Below are 24,849 nucleotides of genomic sequence, written 5' to 3' on the forward strand. Positions count from 1 at the left end.
CATAGGCTATACGGAAACTAATGTTGAATGTTCCTGCACAAAATCTTCTAACAGTTCCACTGCTTTGTCATTACCTCCGGCAAGAGTGAATGTATTTCTTACTTCCTGAGCGGCAGCTCTGTATTTTGGATTCTCAAGCAATTCAAAAACGGTTTCACGAAGAGCATCCACACGAAGTCTCTTATATCTGATACTGATTCCGCAGCCTGCCTGTTCAATTAATTTTGCAATATGGAAATGATCGTAAGCAATAGGGGTTATCAACATCGGTAACCCATTACGGAAAGTATCGTTAACCGTATTGAAACCGCCATGACAGATGACCATATCCATTCGCTGCATCACTGCTGATTGAGGGACAAAGCTGTTTACAATGAAATTATCCGGCCATTCTTCAAAGATTTCCGGTGGAGTAGCAGCAATAACAGTAACCGGCTGGTCTTTAAATGCAGCGATGATTTTTTCAAAGAAAGCTTTTCTAATATCTACCAACAATGTTCCTAATGATACAAAGATCTTTGGAGTTGTGGAGGCATTTAATTTATCCCAGTCAAATGGGGCATCGTTGGGACGTCCTTTTACCGGGCCTACAAATTTCATATGAGAAGGAACGGTTTCAAATCCGGCGAAAGCTTGTGAGGTGAAAACCATGTTCAGTTTGTGAGAATGAATATAAATTCCTTCCTCATGAATTCCTACTTCTTTTTGCAGGTCTTTGATCAGGTTTTGCTGCCATTCCCAGATTTTTGGAGCACTTTTTTCTGTATCTCCCATCACATCCGGCGGAACGGGAGTTGTCGTTACGCAAGGAATATTGTGTTTGTGAGCGAAAAGGGCCCCTCCGAAAGTGATGCAGTCATTCACGATAACATCAGGCATCCAGCTTTCTGTCAGTCTTGTGAGTCCCGGCATCATCATTTTGGCAAAAGGAACATATGTTTCTTCCAGTGCCAGTTTCATCACTTCAGGTCCGGAACATGCCGGTCCGTCGTCCTGTCTCTTTAAAATACGGGCAATTTCCTCCTGATAAGGAATAAGATCTTCTTCAGGATAGAAATAAGAACCTCCTTCCGGAATATGTTTGCTGTCTAAAGGGGTAATCCCAAACCATTTTACTTCGTGGCCGCGGGCAATTAAACTAGCCCCCACACTTAAAGTAGGGCTCACATGCCCGAAAAACGGCGGAACTACAAATAAGAATTTAGACGGTTTTTCCGGTTTTGAAGCTTTTTTTATTGCCTGTTCCAGTAAATTAGCTGCTGTAGCTGCTCCTCCTGCTTCCATAAAAGATTGTCCTACTTTTTGAGCTGCCTCACGGTAGCTTTGATTATTTAAGATTTGTTGTACTGCTTCTCTCAGGTGGTTAGCTTTAAATCTGTTGAAATTAAGCCTTTCGCCAGCTTCTGTACGTACCACACGTCCTGCAACGTGTGACTGGTCATAAGCAATTGGGATTACAACCAGAGGAATACCATGTGATAATGTTTCGGAAACGGTATTGTGGCCGCCATGGCAAACCACTCCGTCAAGATGAGGCAGCAGATCCAGCTGAGGAACCTGCTGGTACACCATAAAGTTATCCGGCCACTGCTCGAAAAGCTGCGGATCAGAAACCACTACAACGGTTAGATCTTCATCCTTAAAGGCATCAATAACCTTTTGGAAAAATGCTTTTTTATGATCATGATCGAAGGTAGTCCCAATGCTTACCAGGATCTTTTTATGGTGATTGCTTTTTAATTTCTCCCAGTCGAACTCAGATGAAACACGCCTTTCGGTAAGAACAGGGCCTGTGAACTGATATTGAGAAGGCAGATCCTCCATTTCACCAAAGAAATAATTGGAGGTAAGAACAAGCGTCAAAAGCTCAGAGGTTGCCAGAGAATGTTCTTCCTGAAAACCAAGTTCTTTCTGTAAGTCAATGATCTGATTCACTTCCCACTCGTGTACCTTTGGCAGCTCATTCATGATTTTAATGGCCGCCGGAGCGGTAACGGACGTGGCATAAGGAATTCCAAGAGTTTTCGCTGCAACCGGAGCTGCAAATAACTGATGATCCCCGATAATCAAATCAGGTTGTTCTATTTTTAATAATGAAACAATACCATTATAGCAATGTCTGTTCAACGGGATAAGAACCTCTTCATAAAGGAACTTCACACTGTCGATTCCGTACACTACCTTTTTTGAAATAATATCGAGATATTGTTCGCTTTCTTTCTTTTCTTCGTCAGTCTGATCATATTGGATCAGTAATAATTTTCCTCCTTCAGGAAGTTTAGCCTCTAAAGTCGGGTCAAGGCTGATCCAGGCTACTTCGTGTCCTCTTTCTAAGAGAGTAGCACCGATGCTTAGAGTGGGGTTGACATGTCCTGTCAATGGGGGAACTATAAATGCAAATTTAGCCATGGTTTTGTGTTAAAATTTTAGATAAAAATTGAGCGATTGTTTCCGCAATTTGATTGGGTTCCTGGATAGGGATATTGTGATCGCCCGGAATTAATTCAAGTTCAGATCCGCTGATTTGTGATTGCAGCCACTCACCGGTAGGTCTGCAGTTGGAATCAGCACCATAAAGCAATAGAGTGGGAGCCGTCAATCCATTGAAATCGGCTTCACCAAGGAAATGTTTTTCCCTGATCATATCTGCTTTAATACTGGTCTGATTAAACAGAAATTCATACATACGGTGGTTCTTTTCCATTTGTCTTTTCCCCATCTGTACTTTGGTCGTATCCGTAAAATTGGCTACATAATGCTCAAGAAACTCTTTGCTGTATTCATCAATGATGTTACGGGCTTTTTCGTCTTGAGGATCGGGAGCTTCCATCACGACGAGCTGATTCACGCGGTCAGGATATTCTAAAGCTGTTTTCAAGGCAATAAGCCCTCCGAAACTATATCCGATAAGGTGTACTTTTTCCAGTTGAAGGTGATCTATTAAACCGATTAGATCGGATGACATGTTATCAAGGTCGTACCCATCCAAAAAGCGTTCACTCATACCGTGACTTTTCAGATCATACATCACCACATGGAAATGTTTTGCCAGTACAGGGGCAATATTAAAATAATAAATGGACAGGTTACTGAACATACCGTGGATCAGTACCACGGTTTGTTCGGCTCCTTTGTTGAGTTCCTGTATGTGAACTTGTCTGTTATTGACAGTGATTATTGGCATTCGTAGATGTAATTGATGATCATACTAAGGTCAAGATTGATCAGCTGGTCAAGATCCATAGAAGATAACCAACCTGTAAAGTCGATCTGATCGCCAAAATGCGCTTTGATCTTTTCTGAGAAAGAGACAATCTCGATGCTGTCCATTTCAAGATCCTTGGTGAATGAACTTTCAGGAGTAATATCCATTTCTTCTACAAATTCAGCACCTATCACTTCAGTAATAAAACCTTTTAATAAAGTAAAAAGTTCCTCGTGGTTCATTTTTAATGTTGCGTTTACAGTGTCCATCCGATAATATAATTTTTATGTTTAATAGTTTTGATTTCAATATTGTTGATCCACAAGTGATCATCTTTAATAAGTTCGACTTCGAAGGCTCTTGGATTTCCTTTTAATCCTGTTCCCAGAAACTTTCCGTAAGCTTCCTTGGCTACCCAGAAACGGGTGGTCCATTCTGCCTGATCTCTGTCTTTTAATAATGTTAATTCGTTGTCGGTAAATACCATGTCGTAGAAACCTTCGCTGCGTTCTTCCATTAATTCCATATCGATTCCTACGGATTTTCCATATCTCGCGATCCCCACGGCTTCTTTGCCTTTATGAGCTAATGAAATATGAATATCTTCTGTAAAATCACTGATTAGGTAAGGTTTCCCTACTTCATCGGAACGGATTTCAAAGGTGATCGGAAAGCAGGCATGATCTTTTTTCTGACGAAGAAGATTTCTTACGGCATCTTTTACGGCCACACGGCTTACCATCCAGTTTTTCTTTTTGTTGGGTAATAATTGCTGGTGGTGCTGTTTTTCCGTCTGGTTGAAATATCTTTTCAGGATAAAATCCCATGAAGCTACTCTGGTATACGCCTGATGGAAGAAAAATACTTCCGGAGCAATCTCTTCAGAAAGACGGTTATGCAATGGCGACATGGAAACATTCCATAAAGCGGCATCAATTTCCAGTCTTCTGTTTTGCCAGCCTGTGATGGCACACCATACTTTTCCGTCTCTTTTCAGGATGATATCTGCAATGGCAAACTCATCATTAAGCTCAGTCAGCATACAGGTGCATTCAAAGATACCTTCCTGATCGTGCATATCACCAAAGAATTCAATATCTCTAATCTTCACGGGGAATGCGATACGGTCTTTCACCAACGTAAGCTGTAACCAAAGCCCGAATAACTGTCCGGCATTGTCCAGTAGAGAACCCTTTCCGCCGTTTCCTTTAATCTTTCCTACGATTCCTTTTTTTCCAACCGCTGAAACTTCGGTAATTCCCTGGTATTTGTCGCCATGAAACATGTGAGCATCATAGATTTCTTCCGGTGTTCTTTCAATCGGTAAAAGATCACCAACAGAAAGGTTGAATGTTGGAATAGGGATAGATGTAGATTTTAAGATCACTTCTGCATTGGCGAAGTTTTCAATATCCAAGTAAGCATGGTTAGCTCCACGCCATTCTCCTTTTACCGTCTTTTCAAAAGGTTTGGCGACGTTCATCCATTGGAAAACACTTACGTTCATAATCTTATGAACTTGTGTTCCCGGGATTTCCGCTTCTGCAATTTCTGCAAGCTGCTCAAAGATCATGGTCATCGGGATTACCGGTTCCATATCTGCTACATGAGCCCATCCTTTGGGTTGTCTCAATAAGCTGTGGTCGATCAGATAAGGATGACTTTCAAGTGTCACATACAGATCTTTTGAGAAGGTTGTACTTCTTGGTGCTTTGAGAGCTGCTTGTTGTACTACAGGAACCGGACGTGGAATGGTGATTTCCGGACGGTTTTGGAATAAAGTCAATACTTCTTCCTGCATACGGATCATATCCGTAACGTTGTCCTGGAATGCCTGTACCAGCGGGTGCCCACTTTTAGCCGTCATGGCTGAAGCAGTATATTGTTTTGGTGTTTCAAAGGATGGAGTTAATGCTTTTACTTCTTTAAAATTTCGGATAATAGGTGAGCCTAATTCCAGTTTAATTCCTTTACCTGATGATTTTTTTGAATGCTGCTGAAGCTCTAAAAAGTCTAGAGCAACGGTTTTACCTTCTACAAATAGTGATGCAACCACACGCTGTAACTGCGCTAATGCAGAACGGGCAGGAACGCTGGAAGCAATCGTGCTGAATGCTTTTCCTTTTAAGGTATCATCAATAAATCCGATCAGCCCGCCGGTACCTACCTGAATGAAAACTCTTACGCCTTCTTCGTATAACTTATCCGTCAGTTCACGGAAGCGAACAGGCTCTACCAAATGCTCCGCACTCAGTTTTCTGATGGCTGCCTGATCTGCAGGATAAGGTTCTAAAGTCGTAGCTGACCATAACGGGATCTTCGTTTTCTGGAACTGTGCTTTTTCCATTCCGGCAAGGATCACATCCAGTTTATCAGCGATAAAAGGAGAGTGGAATCCGGATTGGAATGGCAGTACCTGATGGAAGATCTGTTTTGATTTTAATTGCGGAACCAATTCATCCAATGCTGCATTGCTACCGCAGAGAATGACCTGATTAGGGCAATTGTCATTGGAAACATACAGGTCTGAAATTTCAGCAATAAAAGGCTGTACGACATCAATTCCTGCTCCGATGGCAATGAATTTGGAGTCTTTTAATTCAAAAGTTTCCGGGTTCAATACATCGATTAAGGCTTTAACAGAGTTTGCTTCTGCCAGTTCTGATGAATATCCAGCCAGCCATTCTCCTAAACTGTGTCCTGCATTCATATCTGGAATAATTCCAAGTTTTTTCAATGAATTGTCAAGGATGCTACAGTTGTTGAAGATGTTTAAAGCATCTGTTAAAAGGCCTTCACCTTCTGTTTCTATAGGGGCTGTTAATCCGAAATAACGGCTTACACTTTCCACCTCACCTTTTGCCAGTCCATCCAGTCCAGGAAATACAAAAGCTACTTTTTCGCCATCTTTTAATAATGGGGTAGAAGTGTACCAGATATCCTGTTTGTTTTTCCAGATCAGGTTTTTGGAAACGATTTTAAGGGCTTTTTCTATTCTCGCAGGCGTAGGATCGAATATCGCTACTCTGAAATCTCCTTCACCTGTTGTTGTTTCGTTATTTTTTAATGCAGAAACTAGTTCTGCGTGGGTAGGTCTTGCCAACAGCAATACCGTGTCTTTTTTCGGCATATCATAGCCTTCAAGAACAACGTGTGCATTGATTCCTCCAAATCCGAAAGCGTTGACTGCTGCTACTTTTGGCAGTCCTGTTTTTGACCAGCTTTTGGCTTCCTGTACCGGTTCAAATCTTGTGTTCTGCATCTCTGCAGTGGGATTTTCACAATATAGAGTTGGTGGTAACGTGTCATGGTGGAGTGCCAGACATGTTTTGATGAGTCCTGCAATTCCTGCAGCCGGCATAGCATGTCCGATATTGGACTTTACCGATCCGATTCCTGCTACCGGAGCCGCTTCTTCTTTCCCAAAGAACTGTGCTAAGGTCTGAAGTTCTGTTTTATCTCCTAGCGGAGTTCCGGTACCATGGGCTTCCAGGTAACCTACTTTATTTTTATCCAGATCAGCATTGATCCAGGCTTGTTCTAAGGCTTTAAGCTGTCCTTTCACGGATGGGCTCATTACGCTGGTTCCGTTACCATCACTGCTGACACCTACCCCTTTGATCACTGCATAGATTTTATCCTGATCGCGAACAGCGTCTTCTAATCGTTTTAAAACGACGAAACCACAGCCTTCGCCAATCAGCAATCCATCAGCATCCATACTAAAGGGCTTAATCTGCTGTTGACGGGACATTGCTCCCAATTGAGCAAAAATACTCCAGAAAGCAGCATTTTGTCCGGTGTGAACACCCCCGGCGATCATCATATCGGAACGGCCTCTCTGAAGTTCTTGTACTGCATGATCTACAGCGATTAAAGCACTGGCACAAGCGGCATCAACGGTAAAAGCAACTCCGCTGAGATCAAAACGATTGGCTACCAATGAAGCTACCAGATTAGGAATCAGTCCCATAGCAGTATCAGCAGCAAAACGTCCTTTACGTTCCTGGAAAGCATGTTTTACTTTTTCAATATCAGCGGAAGATACCTGAGGGAGAAGTTCCTGCAATAATGAGGAAATCTGTTCTCCGGTTCTTACAATTTCGATAGCACGGGTAGCTCCAGGACCGGTATAGTTTCCTTTCCCGATGATGATTCCTGCTTTTTCAAGGGAAGTCTTTTTTTGAAAAACTCCGGCATCTTCCAAAGCTTTCTGAACTAAATCAAGGGTCAGTAAATGATCGGGTTCTGTTCCTTCCACAGCAAGAGGTAAAATACCAAAGCTGGTAGGGTCAAACTCATAATCAGGAATAAACCCGCCTCGCTTGCAGTAGAAACGATCGACAGGGTTGGTGGCATCACTAAAGTGTACCGGATCTATCCTATCAGCCGGAGCGGATTGGGTAGAGTCTACTTTATTGACAATATTCTGCCAAAAAGTATGGGCATCCTGCGCCCCGGGAAAGACGCAGGATAGTCCAACTACAGCAACATCTGTTTTTTTCATACTTAGTTTCTACAGAGGTTTACCAATTATTTCCTGACATGATCAGCACCTGGCTTTCAGTTCCGTATTTGATCTCGTTAAGGAAGATTTCTTTCCCTTCATCCAATGGAATCATGGAAATACCTCTTCGTTCGTATTCCGATTCTAGGGAAGAAGAAACCATTCCGGCTCCTTTCCATGGTCCCCAGTTGATAGAGATTACTTTTCCTTTTAATCTTTTATTTAAAGCATTCGCATAATCATCCAGTACACTGTTGGCGGCAGCATAATCTGTCTGGCCTTTGTTCCCGTATACAGAAGCAATGCTTGAGAATAATACTACAAACTGGCAGTCTGTACGAAGTTGTTCAGCTAATACACGAAGCGGTTTCACTTTGGTATCAAATACACGTCCGAAAGAGCTTGTCGTCTTTTGTTTGAATAATTTATCTTCTAAAAGGCCTGCTCCATGGATTACTCCGTCCAAACGATTATATTTTTCATAGATACCGCTGATCAGGCTGCTTAAACCTTCTTCGTTGCAAAGATCTAATGATTGATAAATAATTGTGTTTCCAATTGCTTCCATGTCACGGATCGTGCGTAGGATCTGATTGTTCTTGAAAACTTTTGTGGTTTCTTTTTCAATTTCAGAAGGAGAAGTGAATTTTCCGGATTTGATCATGAAGGCTCTTATTTCCTCTTTCGTTTTCATTCCCTCGAATTCTTTAGCAGAAGTTTCATTTCTTGGATCTGCTGATCTTCCTACTAAGATATAAGTACATGGATAAGCCTGAGACATATGTTTTACCAGCTCTGCAGTGATTCCCTGTGCGCCTCCCAATACCAATACCACTGATTTCTGATCTAACTGAATGTGTGCTTCATTTAAGCTTGTTGACAATGGGGAAGGGATGATATCTACTTTATGTCTTTTTTCGTTTTTATAAATAACTTCAGCAGGTTTATCATTGGTAAGGATTTCCTTTAAAGTGATTTCAGCGATCTGATCCACTTCCTGAGGTGTGCTTAGACTGATTAATCTGCAAGTGGTATTATCAAATTCTCTTGCCAGACTTTTGAACAGCCCCGGATATCCCTGATGATGGCGTAATACACTTACATCATTGATTTCCTGAATATGTGCAGGAATATCAGAAATAAGATATACCCATTTGGCTTTATCAAAATCCAGTTTTTTAATTAGATCAACATGATCAATGATGCTTGGTTTATGTGTAGCTGAGAATAGGTCCAGCATAATTAATCCGTCAATGTTTGAAAGATCTTTGTCTGCATCTGCCAGTTCTACAATAGCTCCGTGTTTTTCCAATTCAACTTTAATCGCTGAGGTTTGTTTGCTGTCATCCTGGGTGATCGCAAAACGTTTTCCTTGCAGAACCTCTGTATTTTGTTGTGAAGAAGCATCTGTAGGCGTGATGTCAAAACGAAGACGTGATAATACATTATTTGTTGGTTCAGAAGTTATTTCTTCCTTTATTTCGTTTTTAACCTCATTAGTATCGCCACTCATTTCACTGATCCAGCTTGCCAATCCGCGAAGAGTTTTAATAGCAGCTAATTTTTCCATGATATCATCAGCCTGCTCGAGGTTTTCACCAAAGCCGATTTTGTTTTTAAGGTCAGCAATAATTTCCATACGTTTAATGGAATCTATACTCAAATCTGCTTCCAGATCCAGATCTAAACCTAACATTTCTTTTGGATATCCTGTTTTTTCACTTACGATATTCAGAATTACATTTTGAAGGTCTTCAAGAGAAAATGCCGTTTGAGTTTGTGGTTTTGAAGCTGTTGATTCAGCTGTAGTTCCATTTTTTTCAGTGGTGGCAGTTGTCTCGGCTCCAGAGAATTCAGTAAGCCATGAAACAAGGGCGCTTAAGGTTTTTATTCCTGCTAATTGCTCCATAACAGTATCTTCACTGGTATTTCCGTTACCCAGACTTCCCAGTTCGTTACGAAGGGTTCCGATGATTTCTACTCTTTTAATAGAGTCAATGCTTAAATCAGCTTCCAAATCCATTTCCATGCCCAGCATTTCTTGTGGATACCCTGTTTTGTCACTTACAACTTGTAGTAATAATGCTTTAATATCTTTTGTAGGAGCTTGTTTCACTACAACAGCGGAAGCTGTAGCTTGTCTTTCCTGGTGAACGGGCTGTACCGGAATTGCTGCCTGCTGGCTTATAGGAGCAGAAACCGGAGTGGTATAAACCGGAGCCGGAAATGCCTGAGGATTTTGTCCCATAAAGGAAAGCATCACATCGCGCTGCGCCTGTATCATTAATTTCATACTATTTAAATATTCCTGCAACATGCGTTCAGCGGTAGACTGAGCTTCGGTTGCCGGTGCCTGTGGATTATTGGTAAAATTGTTCATGGGAATAGGATTTATAAGTGGTAATGCACCATTGGATGGAAGATTACCAGTAGTTGGGTGGGCAGTTTGCCCGTTAACACGCCAAATAGCTGGGCTTTTCTTATAAAGATCAGGTTGATTAAGGTTAATAACCGTAACACTTCTTCCATCGAAAAGTTTTTCGATATTAAAGCTGCGGCCTGTTCCTAAATATTGAGCCAGCATACAAAGCAGGTGCGTAAATTTATTGCGGCTGTTGTCTTCGGCATATAAGGTCAGCTGATCTTTTTCAATACATGATTTTGTTAATCCGGTAAGAACTTTTCCGGGTCCTACTTCGATGAAGATTCGTGCTCCATCGTTGTACATGGCCTGAAGTTGTTCTACAAACCTCATAGGCTGTACCAGATGATCGGTAAGTCTTTCTTTTATTGCTGCCGGATTCTCCGGATATACTTCTGCGGTAGTATTAGACCACACAGGGATCTGCATCTCCTGGAAAGGAACGTCTTTTAAAACTTCAGCATACAAACCTTTGGATTTTGCTAATAAAGGACTGTGGAATGCACATGCAACCTCCAGTTTTTTAGCAGAAATGCCTTCCTGTTTAAGCACTTCCAACAGTTTATTAATAGCTTCCGTACTTCCAGCAATAACACATTGAGTAGGAGCATTAAAGTTCACCGGATAACATCCTTCTACTTTAGCAATGATGGGCTGTAAACGCTCTGCGGTGGCACTTGCAGCCAGCATTGAACCCGGATCTCCGCCTTCTACTGAGTCTAAAATAGACTGAGCTCTCTTAACGCTTAAGTCAACCAGTTTATCCTCACCAAATACTCCTGAGAAACATAGAGCAGGTAATTCTCCATAGCTATGACCAGCCAGCATATCAGGAATAATTCCCAATGATTCTAAGAATTTAGCCAGTGCAAGATCAACAATTCCTAAAAGCGGTTGGGCTAAACGGGTATCTTTAATGGTTTCTTTTTGTTGTTTTAAATCTGCTTCGTTAAAAGTTTTCGATGGGAAAACTACTTTTTCAAGCTCAGGATAGTTGTCAATAATTTTTCGCATTGCCGGGAAAACTACGAATAGATCACGGGCCATATTGATTCTCTGGCTGCCTTGTCCCGGGAATGTGAAGGCAACTTTACCTTCTTTTTTATTAACAGTAAAAGTGTCTTTGGTCTCAATCCCTAGCAATACCAGTTCAAGCTTCATCATAAGGTCTACGGCATTATCCGCTACGACACTGAATTGGATTGGCTTCTCTGATGCAATGCTTAAACTGTAAGCAATATCTTTTAATGGAATCTCATCATTGATTTCCAATAACGTTTTGATCTGACTTGATTGCTCTTTTGCTTCTTCATACGTATCCCCACGGAATACAAATAATTCAGACGGCCATGATTGCATCGCAATAGAATCATCCTGTTTTGGATGGTTAGCAATTACGGTGTGGAAGTTAGTACCTCCAAATCCAAAAGCACTGATTCCTGCATAACGGTTTTTCTCCGTCCATAATCCTGTTTCCGCATGGAAAGAGAACGGGCTGGTTTCTGCATTGTAATAAGCATTAGGCTGCTGAAGGTGAAGAGTAGGAGGTTTTACACCATGATAAACTGCTAAGGATGCTTTGATTAATCCTGCTAATCCCGCAGCACATTTTGTATGGCCTATCTGTGTTTTCACTGAACCTAGGTGTGTTTGACCTGGTATAGCACCGGAACGGCTGAATAGATTTGTCAGGGCACTAAGTTCGGTTTTATCACCTACTACGGTTCCTGTACCGTGTGCTTCAACCAGTCCTACGGATGCCGGGCTGATTCCCGCCTGAGTATAAGCACGCTCTAAAGCTCTTACCTGGCCTATTTTTCTTGGAGCTGTCAATCCAAGAGCTTTTCCGTCACTTGAGCCGCCAACTCCTTTGATGACAGAGTAGATACGGTCGCCATCATGTATGGCATCTTCATATCGTTTTAAAACAAGGATAGCAATACCTTCTCCAAGAGCGATACCGTCTGCCTCACTGTCAAATGTTGCACATCTTCCTTTTCTGGAAAGCGCGTGGGTGCTGGAGAACATCAGGTAATCATTGATTCCGTTATGTAAATCTGCTCCACCGGCAAGAACCATATCCGATTTGCCCAGGACAAGTTCCTGACAAGCCAGATCAATGGCTGCTAAAGATGAGGCACAAGCTGCGTCTACAGTGAAATTTCTTCCGCCAAGATCTAATCTGTTTGTGATTCTTCCTGCGATTACATTGGCAAGAATACCAGGGAAAGAGTCTTCTGTAGTATGAGGGAAGGCTTCCTTAACTTCTTCATGAAGTTCTCCGAAAACCTGCTTGTAGTATCCTCTGAAACTATAACTGTTGGCAAGATCATTACCTCCTTCAGCTCCTATAATTACAGAAATGTTATCTCTGTTAATGTGTTTTTCTCCATATCCGGCGTCTTCCATTGCACGTTTGGCTACCAGTAGAGTTAATAGTTGCGTAGGTTCAATAGCTGCCAATGATTGTGGAGGGATACCAAATGCTAACGGATCAAAATCAATTTTTGGAATAAACCCACCCCATTTAGAATGTGATACGTCAGATTCGTCAGAATCGGGATGGTAATATAATTCTTTGTTCCATCTTTCGTCCGGAACCTCGGTAACGCTGTCTTTTCCTAAAATGATATTTCTCCAGTATTCATCTAGGTTTTTAGCTCCTGGGAAAATACATTCCATTCCAACAATAGCAATGTCCAGTGGTTTCTCCGTTGAAACCGGTTCTGTTGGTAATGCAGCTTCTTTAATATATTCGTAATTGTCAGCGATGCTCTGATGCAGGGCTGCAAGGGAGATCACCCTGTTATGCATGGTTGCTATCTGCCCGATCATGTACATTCCTAAGTCTAATTGGTCATCTTTAGGAATATTAACAAGTTTGTCGCCTTGACGTTCTATGCCTTTAGCCGCGATACGTAAGCGGCCTACGTTTAATTTTTCAAGCTGTTCCCATACCTGTTTTTTATCCATTCCGGCGGCCAGAAGTTTTGCCTTTTCCGTATTAAAATGATGGGCAAATGCTGTGTTTAAGCAACGGGTTTCATGTCCGGGAGCGGTTTCCAAAAGAACAGTGTCTTTCGCCTGCATTGCCTGCGACTGGAATTCTTCCTGAATAGCACCTGTTTCTACTGCTTCCTGTGTGTATAAATAGGCTGTACCCATCAGTACGCCGATTTTTACTCCTCTTGCAGCTAATGGAGCTGCCATAATGGAAACGAAGGCTGTTGAAAATGCATTATGGATTCCTCCTGCAAAAAATACACTGATGCTTTCAGGGTTATCTTCTTTTAAAATACGTTCAATCTGTTTTTCCCAAAGAACCATACTGGAAAGAGGGCCAACGTGGCCGCCGCATTCACGTCCTTCGAAGATAAAGTTTTTGGCACCTTCTTTCAGGAAAATGTCCAGCAGAGCAGGAGATGGAACATGAAGGAATGATTTAATGCCTGCTTTTTCAAATATTTTAGCCTGTGCAGGTCTTCCGCCCGCGATAAGAACTACAGGTGGTTTTGCTTCTAATATATAGGAAGTCTGTTCATCTCTTAATTCCTGGGGAGCAAATCCTAAAATTCCGACACCCCATGTTTTTTCACCTGCCAGCTTTTTGGTTTCTGTAATCAAAGATTTTGCTGATTCTCCTTTTAATAAAGACAATGCAACAAAAGGAAGAGCCCCTGCGTCTGCTACTGCATTGGCAAATAAAGGGACATCACTTACTCTGGTCATTGGCCCTTGGGCGATAGGGTAGCGTAATCCAAGTTCCTGTGCCAGCGGATTGTCTTTATCAATAACCTGAAGTGCTTTTGCCTGCTTCAGATGACCATACATTGCTTCTTTAAACCCGAAAATCAGTTTTTTCAGTGTTTTGAAATCTTCATACAGATCTACAGCTAATGAAATGTCTTGTCCCATTGGGATGTAGCATGTGCTGAGGTCAAAGCCTGTAAAATACTGCTGCAGATCTTCGGAAGTAGCATTATCAGGTAAAGCTGGTGAATTAGGCCTTACCAGTACACGATGATTCGCGATAATTTTAGTTTCCGTGCCGTTTAGTTTTGAACATACATCTTTTAATTCCTGTGGGATTGATGTTTCAGGGAACAAAGCAAGCTGGCTGTCCAATATAATACCGGTTGCTCCCAGTGCTTTTGCCGCTGCTGCGGTATGGAGACCTATTCCTCCCTGTACCCACACCGGAATATCCTGAGTTTCTTTAATGATGCGCTGAAACAATACAAACGTTGATTCATAGCCTACCAGTCCACCTGCCTCATTTCCTTTTATGATGATGCCTTCCGCTCCTGATAGTCTGGCTTGTCTGGCTTCTTCCAGGCTCGTCACCTGATAAACAACAGGTAAGGTGGATGATTCAAGAGACATTCCAAACGGAAGAATTGCAAAGCTTACTTTTTCCGGGATCTGAAGAGATGTCAGGTTGTTGTTTGAAAAATAAATACCATATGATGGTATGCCTATTCGATCTAATTGATTAAGCGCTTCCTGGGCCGTCGTTAACTCATTTCCTAAACTTAGAACGGGAAATGCACCCGCCTGATGCAGTCTTGGCATAAGGTTAACGTCTGGCTTTTCAAAAGGCGTTAGTCCAATAATGGTTAATTTTTTCATGGCGTGATAATTATTGAAATGATAGCAAGAGATTTCACAACAAAATATTAAGCCTTTCGGTATAAGGCGGTTGTTTTTTGTTATGATATAATAAAATTGGTTTTTGTTATATCTTTAATAATAATTATCATTTTGTGATAATTATTCAATACTTGGCTGGTATTCAATGAATTGTTGAATATGAGGGTGTTGTCCGGCTTTTTAAAAGGCCTCAGCCTTATGTTAGTCAAGTTTTTCATAGCATCTATAGTGTTGAAATAATTGATAGGATTTCATAGTAAAACATTAAATATATCAGCATATAGCACGATTTGTTTCTATGAGGAAATAAAAATAGTGAAAATATGATATATCTTTAATCATAAATGAAATTTAGTAATAATTTATTAACAAAAAAAATACTAATTGTTCAAATGGTATTAAAGTATATTTATTATTTTCTTATTCTTAGAAATGGGCCGGTACAATCTCACTAATTATAAACATAAATATTTATAGTTAAAGAAATGTTAAGCAAATATAGGAATAAAAAATAAAATATTTCAAAATAAGGAGATTTGTTTTGAGGTATATTACAAAAAAATAATATACCATGAATAGGGTTGTAAACTGTGGAATAGTCTTTATCAATATGATAAATTGATAGAGCTAATTTATGCAAAATTAATCAATATGATGTGATTTAATTTAAATTATTTGTGAATTTTTTCTATCTTTTTGATAAATAACCAGATAGTGATTTTTTGAAGAAAATGTATTAATATTTAGTTATGATGTTAAAATATTAAAAATTGGGGATTGTTGAAAGTGTGGTACCTTCATATATGTTTTGATAATCAATATATTGTGCTGATATTTCAGTTTTGAAATTTTCCTTTTTAGGGGGAAGAAAATAAACGAGCCTTTCACTAAAATTTCTTCTGGTGTGGGAGAGATTATGTAGTAAATTCCGATAACTAATGATTTTGAAAATTTACAATTTATTAACCTTGGTGCTTTTATATTCTGTTAGACTTTTGTACTTTTACCTCATTATAAACCATTCATTATTTCATTTCATGTGGAATTTTGGTTTGATGTGCCTGTTCTTTTATAATATTCAGCTTGTTTTTGAGTGTACTTTTTTATGGTAGTCAAAAACGGGAAGCTGTATATGATCTCAACCCACTAATAAATTATGTCGATTATACTCATATTGTTCGGATCTGACTTTGTTGCTTTTTAAGGTATATCTGAAGCTTCGTATTTTTAAGATGATCGTTAAAGAAATTTGTTTTTGGATTTAAATAAAAGTTAATAAAACAGGTATATATGAAACACAAAACAATTTTCAAATCAGATGATCATAGAAAAAGGGTATTAAATAAGTACGATATTACTTTAGCACAATTGAAAGGAAATATCAAACAGCAAAAGGTTTATACGAGCTTTGGAGAAACCAGTGTGCTGAGTTATGGGAATGATGAGTATCCTAAGCTTATTTTACTTCATGGAGCTAATTCTAATGCTTCTTCCTGGGTAAAAGACATCTGTTTTTACGGTAAAAGATACAAAGTGTATGCTATTGATATTATTGGGGAGCCTGGAAAAAGTGAGCCGAAGAGACTGCCTTATGAAGACGACAGTTATAGTGATTGGCTTAATGAGGTTTTTGAACAGCTGCAAATAGAAAAGTTACATTTGTTAGGTTTATCACAAGGTGGATGGCTGGCGGTGAGATTTGCTGTGAAGTTTCCGGAAAAAATAGATCGGCTTGTTCTTCTTTCCCCTGCAGGAATTGTCAATACAACGAAGAGTTTTATTTTTAAAGCGGTCTTGTTCTCTTTTCTTGGAAGTTTTGGGAAAAGGAAAATCAATAATCTGATTCTTGGAAATCAAAAAGTGGATCAACAGGTTTTGGATTTTATGGATCTCATGCAGTCTTCTGTTAATGCAAGGATGGAAAAAGAGTATATTTTTTCTGATGAAGAGTTGAAAAATATGACTATGCCAACATTGTTCATTGGTGGAGCTCATGATGTGATACGGGATTCCGGAAAAATAAAAGATAGACTTCAGGCTCTTCTGCCGGATTTTGAATTTTATATTGATCCCGAAAAAGGACATATATTGCTTGATCTTGCTGATAGAATCAATGTGTTTTTAATGAAAGAGAAAGCAGTGTAGTATTTAACTATAACGGCTCCAAAACAAAGTGTTTTGGAGCCGTTGTGATATCCTTTTTTATTTTTTAAAATATACTTAATCCGTATTGTTTTGCAAGATCTAAGATCATGTGATAACCAGCCAACGAATTTCCATGCTGATCTAAAGACGGACTGAATACCCCGATTCCTATTTTTCCCGGAACACTTACGGTAATACCCCCTCCAACTCCGGATTTGCTTGGTAAGCCTACTGTTCTTGAGTATTCTCCACTGAATTCATACATCCCAGCAGTAAGCATTTGTGATTCTATCAGTTTTGCCATTTCCGGATTTTTATAAGTTGTGTCTCCATCAAAACGAACGCACTGGTTGGCAAAGAAGAATCCGATTTTAGCAAGATCTTCTGCTGTCAGTTCTATGGAACATTGTTTGAAATAATTATCAAGCTGGTCTTCATTTCCTGTGATAAGGCCGCTGTTTTTCATGATGTAGAACATTCCGCGGTTACGGTGTCCTGTAGATTTTTCTGATTCATAAACTGATTTGTTATAATCAATTGTCTGATTTTTGGTGATATAACGAACCAGATCCAGAATTTTAAGAAAAGGTTTCTCGCCCTCTCCGGATATTAAGGATGTGGTAAGAATAGCCCCTGCGTTCATCATTGGGTTAAGCGGTTTGCCGGTGGTTTCAAGATTCGAAAAGTGATTAAAAGGTTTGTCAGATCCGTAATACCCCATTTTATCAAAAACATTAGCTTCACCTTTTTCATTAACAGCTACCATTAATGCTATGATCTTAGAAATGCTCTGCATGGTAAATTTTTTATTCACATCACCGGTATTAAAAACCTTACCGTTTTTATCAACCACGGAGAAGGCAATGGCTTTGGCATCCATTTTTCCCAGTTCAGGAATATAATCTGCAACTTTCCCCTGTGTATAATAAGCTCTGTTTTTCTCAAGAATGCTGCTTAAAGTCTTTTCCGAAATCGTATTAATATCTGCTGCTTTCTGAGCATATACGATTGTGTTCAAGGAAAGAATGGCTGCTGTAAGAATTCCCTTTGCGGAAAATAAAAAGCTGTTTTTTTTCATAAAAGATCTTCAAATAAAATGTTTTTGATAAGCCTTAAAAAACAAAGATAAAGTATTTCATCTTAGTTGACAATTCTCCCATTGTATTCATTTAATAATACCGTTCAGGGAAGTTTTTAATTATTGTAACAATTATTATATTTCGAAAGTATAACCGTAAAGAATACGGGTGATAAGGAGAAAAATGATTCTCCGCAGTTTTTATTTCTATGAAATGTGTTGTTTGTAATGGGGTGAAGTCTTACATAAAATGAGTTAAAAAACTTCTCCGATATTGGCAAAGAAACCGTGAGAGTTATTTTGTCCGAAACCATAATCTATAGCCAGATTGGTGTTGCTGTGTTTGTTCAGTTTGATACGTAACCCGACTCCGTATCCGAAAAGAAGCTTTTTATATTCATCGGAAAGGTCGGCAGAGAATGATTGTACATTGGCAAAAACAACTCCTCCCAGTAAGCCGTTTCGGGTAATTCCAAAGCGGTATTCATTTTCATAATAGAACATATTTTTGCCGCGGAACCTGCTTTGTATATAGCCTCTTCCTGTATTGTTCTGATCATCCCATCCCGTACTTGGAAGCATAAGATAAGGAGGGGTAGTTTTACTGGTAGTGAGCCATGCAAAGCCCCAGAATGCAAGAGTGTTTTGCGAATTGGCTGGCAATCGAATGTATTTTCTGGCATCTATTTGAAGTGAAGACCAGTTGGCCTGGCTTCCCATAAATATGAAATTGGGGTGGTAAGTAATGCTGAGATATTCGCCGTTCTGTGGATTGATCTGATTGATTCTGTTGTCATACAATACTTTTATGGCTAATCCTGAAGCCCTTTCCGAGGTTTTTAAATCTCTGGAAAGAAGGTGGCTGATTCTTTTTCCTAACGAGTCTGTAATTTTAATACCCCAAAACTGATCATAATAAATACCTCCTCCTGCATAAAAGTCTTTTAAAACATTAAACATAATGGACTGATGTAGTTTTATATATTTAAAGTTAACCGTATAGGCTGTATTGGAATTAGCTTCTATTGAAATTTTTTTTCCTCCTAAACCATATACTTCTGAGGGGTAGTTGAGGTATTTGAAATCACTGATAAGGTTGATTTTGTTGCCCTTTGTCCAGATATTAATATATAATGGGAAAATGGTTTGTTTATATTGTGAATACGTATAGCTTGTGTTGATGTTGGAGATCTTCTGATCTTTTGTACCCTGCTGATAAAAGCCGATGTTGCCGCTTATAACGCCTGCAAATCCTGTCTGTAAAGTATAGCCTGCTGCTGGAATTAATGACCAGTTAAATTTTTTTCCCGCCCGAACTGTATCTGTATTGCCTTTTTTATGGAGAATTCTGTGAAGAACGTCTACAATATCTTTTTGTGATGTTTCCGGTTGTTGCAAAGAATCAACAAGTTCTTGAGTCTTGTTGTTTTGTGCCTTGAAGAAAAGGAAGAAAAAGATAAGAAGAAAACAGGTGAGGGCTCTTTTCATCGGTGTAAGTTTGTACACACAATAATACATATATTTTTAGGGATAATTGCAAATAATTCTGAAGCTATTTTTTTTACTGGACTGTATTTATTATTTTCTTCAAAGTGTCTTTTTTATACTGATTATTTTTAATTTAAAATCTGTTTATATAGAAAAAAATAAACTTAATTATTTAATTGTATGTTTTGTTTGCTTTTTTAGGTGCTGTAATGGGGTATGTTTTTAATTTTTAATAGTTGAAAATCTCTCAATCATCGAAAATGATGATATTTTTTTATATAACTATAATGCAGGTGAAATAACATATAGTCACGAATTGCTGTATATTGTTATGATTCAGGTGTAAAATAATGTTATTTTTTCACGGTTAAATGATTTTCATATTATTTTTTTTATTAATTTGACAAAAAATTAATAACACTTTTTTTAATAACTATGAAAAACAACACCTATTTTGGTAGGCAGTACATCTTCAGATGGCTACTACTATGTTGGCTTATGGTACCCTGGGTACTCCAAGCTCAAGCTCGAATTACATGGACCGCTCAGGTCGGATGCCAGGAGTTCCGTGGCGAAAAAGAAGGACAAATTCCTGATAATGGCGTCGCCTATTCTTACATCAATTCTTCTCAATGTCTCCGTGTCTGTGAGAAATCCGGCGTATTTTACACGGTTGCAGGCTCCAACGTCTCTTATGTACAATGGACGGTCTCAGGAGGAACTGCAACATTTTCAGGCCCTGGAAACAGCCAGGCGTATGTAAGCTGGGGAGCTGCAGGTAACGGTTCTTTACAGGCTGCGATTACGTACAATGACGGAACCGTAGAGAATCAGACCATCTGCATCGAAAAGATCAACAGACCGATTGCGATGTTTGAAATGATGAACCTGGATTATCAGGTATGTAAAAATACACCGATCTATTTTGATAACCTCTCTCAGCAAAACGGAGGATCGGATATTATCAATTATTTCTGGGATTTTGGAGACGGAACAACTTCTACGGCTTTTGAACCGTCTCACGCTTATACAGATTCGGGAATTTATACTGTTCGTCTGGTGGTAACCAATAAGTGTGGTTGTCAGGACGTATACAAAAAGGATCTGGAAGTAATAAAAGCTCCGCCGGTGCAGATCAATTGTGCTTCCGTGGTATGCGAAGGCAGTGTTGAAACATACAGTGCACAGGATGGATGTAATAAAGGACAATGGAAAGTTATTGGCGGGACTATTGTAGGGAACAACGGTAACGAGATCCAGGTGAAGTGGGATCAGGTAGATCCGCTTGATGGTTTTGGTTATGTAATGTATTTATCTGAATGTGCATGCCCTGAGTGGACAACGATTAAAATTCCTGTCATTTTAGGAAATGCGAAAATAAAAGGACAGCCGGTGGTATGTGCTAATAAGCAATATACTTATTCAATCCCTCAATGGCCTACTACCAGCGTTAAATGGAATGTGTCGGGTCCTGCGGGAGCTCAGCTGAATTATACTCAGCAGAGAAATGAAGTGGTCTTCAGTGCATCTCAGCCGGGTACATATACACTTACTGCTGACTACATGAATACATTATTGACCTGTAAGGGTTATGCAAAAATGGAGATTGTAGTGGAAGAACCGGTAGTAGTAAGCGGAGGAGCTGACGAAATCTGTGCAGGAACAAGCCAGACATTTACCGCTACACCGAATGTTCCGGTTATCTGGAAGGTAACTACAGGAGGATCTACCTATACTTCAGGACCGATTACAGGACCTTTCTCCTATAATTTTACTCTGGCAGGTACTTATACGGTAACAGCAACGAAACAAGGAGGAGGTTGTGAGAGTAATGCAAGAATTGTTAAAGTATTACCAATTCCATCAGCACCTACTGGAACTATCTCCGGAGATGTGAAAGTATGTCCTGGAAAACCTTATGTCTACACCATCAGTTCTGTAGATCCGGGAATGGTGCCGGTATGGAGTGTTACCAACGGAACAATTCAGGGAAGCAATGCCGGACCTTCTGTAACGGTTGTATTTAACACAGGTGCTTCATCCTATTCGGTTTCGGCTCAAAATAAATCTATCAGCAATGCTGGTTGTATTTCTGCTCCAATTTCATTCAATGTAGTGCCGTTGGATCTTAATACAATTGTGATTAATCCTAATCCGGGACCTTTCTGTCCAAGCAGCACGCAGACTTTCAGTGCTAACCTGAATGGTATTGTTCCTGACTTTATGGAATGGACTTTTGCAAGTCCGAATTTCGGAAGTGTTGTAGGAGGGCAGGGGACTGCTAATATTACAGTTAACTTTAACGAGATTTCTTCAACAAGCAGCACGACGCTGAATTTAAGAGTCGTGAAATGCGGGGTAACAAAAATTATAAGTATTCCGGTATCATTACTGACACTTCCGGTGGTAAGCTTTACTAATGTAGGAGGTGTTTGTTTAGGTTCAAACCTTGCGTTCACTGTTAATCAGGGAACCATTACGTCAGCAACAGGAGTTACTTTCACTTTTGCCAACGGAACAACTTATTCTACAGGTTTCAACCCTACAGGAAATTACAGCTTCCCGAATAACGGATATATTCTGAACAATACCGGAAGTAATATTACTCAAACAGTAACAGTAACTTACACCGGAACGAACGGATGTAATTACAAACCTACGGCAACTGCCAACTTTACAATATTCCCGGAAACAATTATTACAGTTTCTCCGGTATATAATATTGCTGTTTGTGATCCAACGACAATGACTCCGTATACCCTTACGGCTAATAGCTCCACAGGACTTACCGGAATTGTTTCCTGGCAATGGTATAAAAATAACGCACAAATTTCAGGTGCTACCAGTAATTCTTATACGATTTTTGGTGCCGGAGCTTTCGGAACCTACAAAGTACGGGCAACAGACCTAAACGGTTGTGTGGTTTATTCACAAAATATCAATGTAACACAATCGTGTCCAAGCAGTGGAGGCTGTACAACAGATCCTCAGATCAATTTTGTTCCTACATGGTCTGGCTGTAACACCATTTCTGTTTCAGGTTTAACTTACGCTGGAACTCCTAACGAGATTCAATGGATGTCTGACAGTGTGCTTACTTTAGCTTCAACTCAGGGATTGCCAACAGCAACTTATCAGACTAACCTTGCAGCAGCTCACATAGTTTTTGTACGTCTTAGATATGGTTCTTGCTGGTATACCAAAGGAGTGGAAGTAAGAAAGAATTACGAGCCTAAATTTAATATCGGTCAGGTTTGTAACGGAAACGGATATAACGTTACGCTTTATAATACCTCTACGATATTCGACATTAATCCTTCATCCATTACTTATACATTCAGTGGAACAGGGTTATCTACACAAACAGGACAAACGGCAACATATAACAATCTTGCACCAGGTACTTATACCTTTACAATGACAATGTCTGCACCAGGAAAACCAACATGTACTACTACGCAGACTATTACATTGAATCCGATTCCAAGTACCAACTTCCTGGTGCCTGCATGGATCTGTGTACGTGAGCCGATTACATTCACTCCGGCTTCATATAATCCGGCTTATACTTATACATGGCTTTTTGACGGTACGGCTTATGTTGCCTCAGGACCGAACGCTACTGTTACGTATAATTCAGGCGGAACAAAAACAATACAGCTGAAAATTAAAACTCCTATGGGATGTGAATACTCTTCTGCTGTTATTAATATTGGCGTGAAAGAAGCAACTCTTGATGGAAATATGGCACCACCTGTTCTTACAGCGTGTGTGGGAAGTGTTCCAAGTATTTCTTTCAACAGCACTCTTGGATCTCCTAGCCAATATATCTGGATGAATGGTTCTCAGCCTGTGCCGGGAGCACCAAGTTCTCCAGTTTTCACTCCGACTCAATCGGGAAGCTATTGGCCGATACTTGTATCATCAGACGGTTGTAAAACAAGTGTGATGAGTACAAAAGCAACGTCTGTAATACTTAAAAATCCTCCGTATGTTAACATATCAGGAAAAGCCAATATCTGTGCAGGATCTTCTACAACTCTTAGCGGTCTTGTAACGGATAACTCATTGGAATATCAATGGAAAAAAGGAAGCTCTGTGGTAGTACCTTGGACTTCTTCTCCTTATCCTATTACTTATAACACCGGAGCATTAACTGCAGGTACTTATGTTTATACTCTTGAAGTAAGAACTCCTGGAACTTCAGGATGTACAAGCTCTAAAAACTTTACAGTTACAGTAAGTAATCCTCCAACAGGAATTGCAGTAACCTATGCAATGCAAAGTTGCCAGCCGTACGAAATTAAATTAACAGCTTCAGGGCCGTCTGCAGGAGATTACAACTGGAGTAACGGAATGTATGGTCAGTCTATTGTAGTGAACGAGGGTGGTTCTTATATGGTTACTTATACAGCACCAAGCGGCTGTAAAGTAAGTGCCGAAGTACAGGTGCCATTAAGTCTTGAGAGTCTGATGTGGGTATTCCCTACAGGCTGTTATGACGAATGTTTCAGAAAGAATTATATTCTGGGACCAAAAGGAATATTTGATTACCACGAATGGCAGCTGTTCGGAAACAGTATCCAGAACGGAACCAATGATTATATTTATCCGTTGTATATTGGTGCATCCGGAACATATCAGTTACAGATCAATCATTTGGGTTGTCAGTATACTTCCGGAAATATGAATTACTTCCCGGGTAAAGAATGTGGAGTTAAACCTGAATGTAAGATAGAAGGTGAAATTAAGGCCATGAAATGGGTTAAAGATCATTTCAATGTATACGGTGTGATTTACAATGGTGGAAGCCAGCCGATAAGTCTTACGGTTTCCAGTGCATACGGATATGGGGTTTATATACCTTCTATCATTACCATTCCTGCCGGAGGCGTATATGATATGAATATTAATCCTTTAGTATTCTATCCGAATTCAAACTTCACAGGCTTTGATGAGATCTTATTTACGGCGGAAGAATGTAAATTCACGATCAAAGTGGAAGCACAAGATTGGGGTGGAGCTATAAAAGACAGAAAAGGAGTGAGTACCACTTCAGTTTCTTCTCTGAAAATGATCCCTAATCCTGCGAAGGAAAATGTGAAAATCTCGTACAATACAGGTGATGAAAAATTACTTGCAAAACAGGTTACGGTTTTTGATGCCATGGGCAATGTCAAATTCCGTAAAGAAGTGAAAGCGGCTTCCGGAGAGGTAGACGTGGAAGTTTCAAGCTGGCTGCAGGGTGTTTACATTGTCATTGTACAAACGGGAGACACATCATTACAAGGTAAACTGATTAAAAATTAGTAGCTTATAGACAGTGTTCTCTTCGGAGAGCACTGTTTTTTATA

9 protein-coding genes are annotated in these 24,849 nt (G+C 39.8%); 2 read left to right on the forward strand and 7 right to left on the reverse strand.

Annotated elements, in window-relative coordinates; translation table 11 throughout:
• Positions 1-6: 6 nt before the first annotated feature.
• From F3J23_RS13780 to F3J23_RS13800, 5 genes are read right to left on the reverse strand one after another with little or no spacing between them, the layout of a single operon-like run.
• Positions 7-2,409 (reverse strand): glycosyltransferase, encoded by a 2,403-nt coding sequence (locus F3J23_RS13780; RefSeq protein WP_167029961.1) that lies wholly within the window; start codon positions 2,407-2,409, stop codon positions 7-9.
• Positions 2,402-3,184, reverse strand: a complete 783-nt coding sequence (locus F3J23_RS13785) for an alpha/beta fold hydrolase (protein WP_167029964.1) — start codon at positions 3,182-3,184, stop codon at positions 2,402-2,404. The genes F3J23_RS13780 and F3J23_RS13785 overlap by 8 nt, the downstream gene beginning before the upstream one ends.
• Positions 3,175-3,474, reverse strand: coding sequence for an acyl carrier protein (locus tag F3J23_RS13790; RefSeq protein WP_002977699.1), 300 nt, complete (start codon positions 3,472-3,474; stop codon positions 3,175-3,177). The genes F3J23_RS13785 and F3J23_RS13790 overlap by 10 nt, the downstream gene beginning before the upstream one ends.
• Positions 3,462-7,712: a type I polyketide synthase gene (locus F3J23_RS13795; protein ID WP_167029967.1), complete on the reverse strand. Its 4,251-nt coding sequence runs from the start codon at positions 7,710-7,712 to the stop codon at positions 3,462-3,464. Before F3J23_RS13795 ends, F3J23_RS13790 begins: the two co-directional genes overlap by 13 nt.
• Before the next feature lie 19 nt (positions 7,713-7,731).
• Positions 7,732-14,763: a type I polyketide synthase gene (locus tag F3J23_RS13800; protein ID WP_167029970.1), complete on the reverse strand. Its 7,032-nt coding sequence runs from the start codon at positions 14,761-14,763 to the stop codon at positions 7,732-7,734.
• 1,311 nt (positions 14,764-16,074) lie between these two features.
• On the opposite strand from F3J23_RS13800, the gene F3J23_RS13805 reads away from it, so the two are divergent.
• Positions 16,075-16,929, forward strand: coding sequence for an alpha/beta fold hydrolase (locus F3J23_RS13805; RefSeq protein ID WP_167029973.1), 855 nt, complete (start codon positions 16,075-16,077; stop codon positions 16,927-16,929).
• Between the two features lie 64 nt (positions 16,930-16,993).
• On the opposite strand, the gene glsA is transcribed toward F3J23_RS13805, so the two are convergent.
• Together glsA and F3J23_RS13815 are read right to left on the reverse strand one after the other, a co-directional pair.
• A complete protein-coding gene (gene glsA, locus F3J23_RS13810) occupies positions 16,994-18,007 on the reverse strand; it encodes a glutaminase A (RefSeq protein ID WP_167029975.1) in 1,014 nt (337 codons plus the stop codon).
• A 255-nt stretch (positions 18,008-18,262) separates the two neighbouring features.
• The gene (locus tag F3J23_RS13815) at positions 18,263-19,495 is read right to left on the reverse strand and encodes a BamA/TamA family outer membrane protein (protein WP_167029978.1); all 1,233 of its coding nucleotides are present in this window, start codon (positions 19,493-19,495) and stop codon (positions 18,263-18,265) included.
• A gap of 498 nt (positions 19,496-19,993) precedes the next feature.
• Between F3J23_RS13815 and F3J23_RS13820 the strand changes: the two genes are divergently transcribed.
• Positions 19,994-24,805 carry a PKD domain-containing protein gene (locus F3J23_RS13820; protein WP_167029981.1) on the forward strand — a complete coding sequence of 1,604 codons (4,812 nt, stop codon included), beginning with the start codon at positions 19,994-19,996 and terminating at the stop codon, positions 24,803-24,805.
• The last annotated feature ends 44 nt before the right edge of the window (positions 24,806-24,849 follow it).

Origin of the sequence: Chryseobacterium sp. Tr-659, assembly GCF_011752975.1 — a bacterium.
GTDB lineage: Bacteria > Bacteroidota > Bacteroidia > Flavobacteriales > Weeksellaceae > Chryseobacterium.

Excerpts from the sequence above, each read along its gene's own strand:
- F3J23_RS13780 (WP_167029961.1), bottom strand. The coding sequence starts at position 2,409 with ATGGCTAAATTTGCATTTATAGTTCCCCCATTGACAGGACATGTCAAC.
- F3J23_RS13785 (WP_167029964.1), bottom strand. The coding sequence starts at position 3,184 with ATGCCAATAATCACTGTCAATAACAGACAAGTTCACATACAGGAACTC.
- F3J23_RS13790 (WP_002977699.1), bottom strand. The coding sequence starts at position 3,474 with ATGGACACTGTAAACGCAACATTAAAAATGAACCACGAGGAACTTTTT.
- F3J23_RS13795 (WP_167029967.1), bottom strand. The coding sequence starts at position 7,712 with ATGAAAAAAACAGATGTTGCTGTAGTTGGACTATCCTGCGTCTTTCCC.
- F3J23_RS13800 (WP_167029970.1), bottom strand. The coding sequence starts at position 14,763 with ATGAAAAAATTAACCATTATTGGACTAACGCCTTTTGAAAAGCCAGAC.
- F3J23_RS13805 (WP_167029973.1), top strand. The coding sequence starts at position 16,075 with ATGAAACACAAAACAATTTTCAAATCAGATGATCATAGAAAAAGGGTA.
- glsA (WP_167029975.1), bottom strand. The coding sequence starts at position 18,007 with ATGAAAAAAAACAGCTTTTTATTTTCCGCAAAGGGAATTCTTACAGCA.
- F3J23_RS13815 (WP_167029978.1), bottom strand. The coding sequence starts at position 19,495 with ATGAAAAGAGCCCTCACCTGTTTTCTTCTTATCTTTTTCTTCCTTTTC.
- F3J23_RS13820 (WP_167029981.1), top strand. The coding sequence starts at position 19,994 with ATGGTACCCTGGGTACTCCAAGCTCAAGCTCGAATTACATGGACCGCT.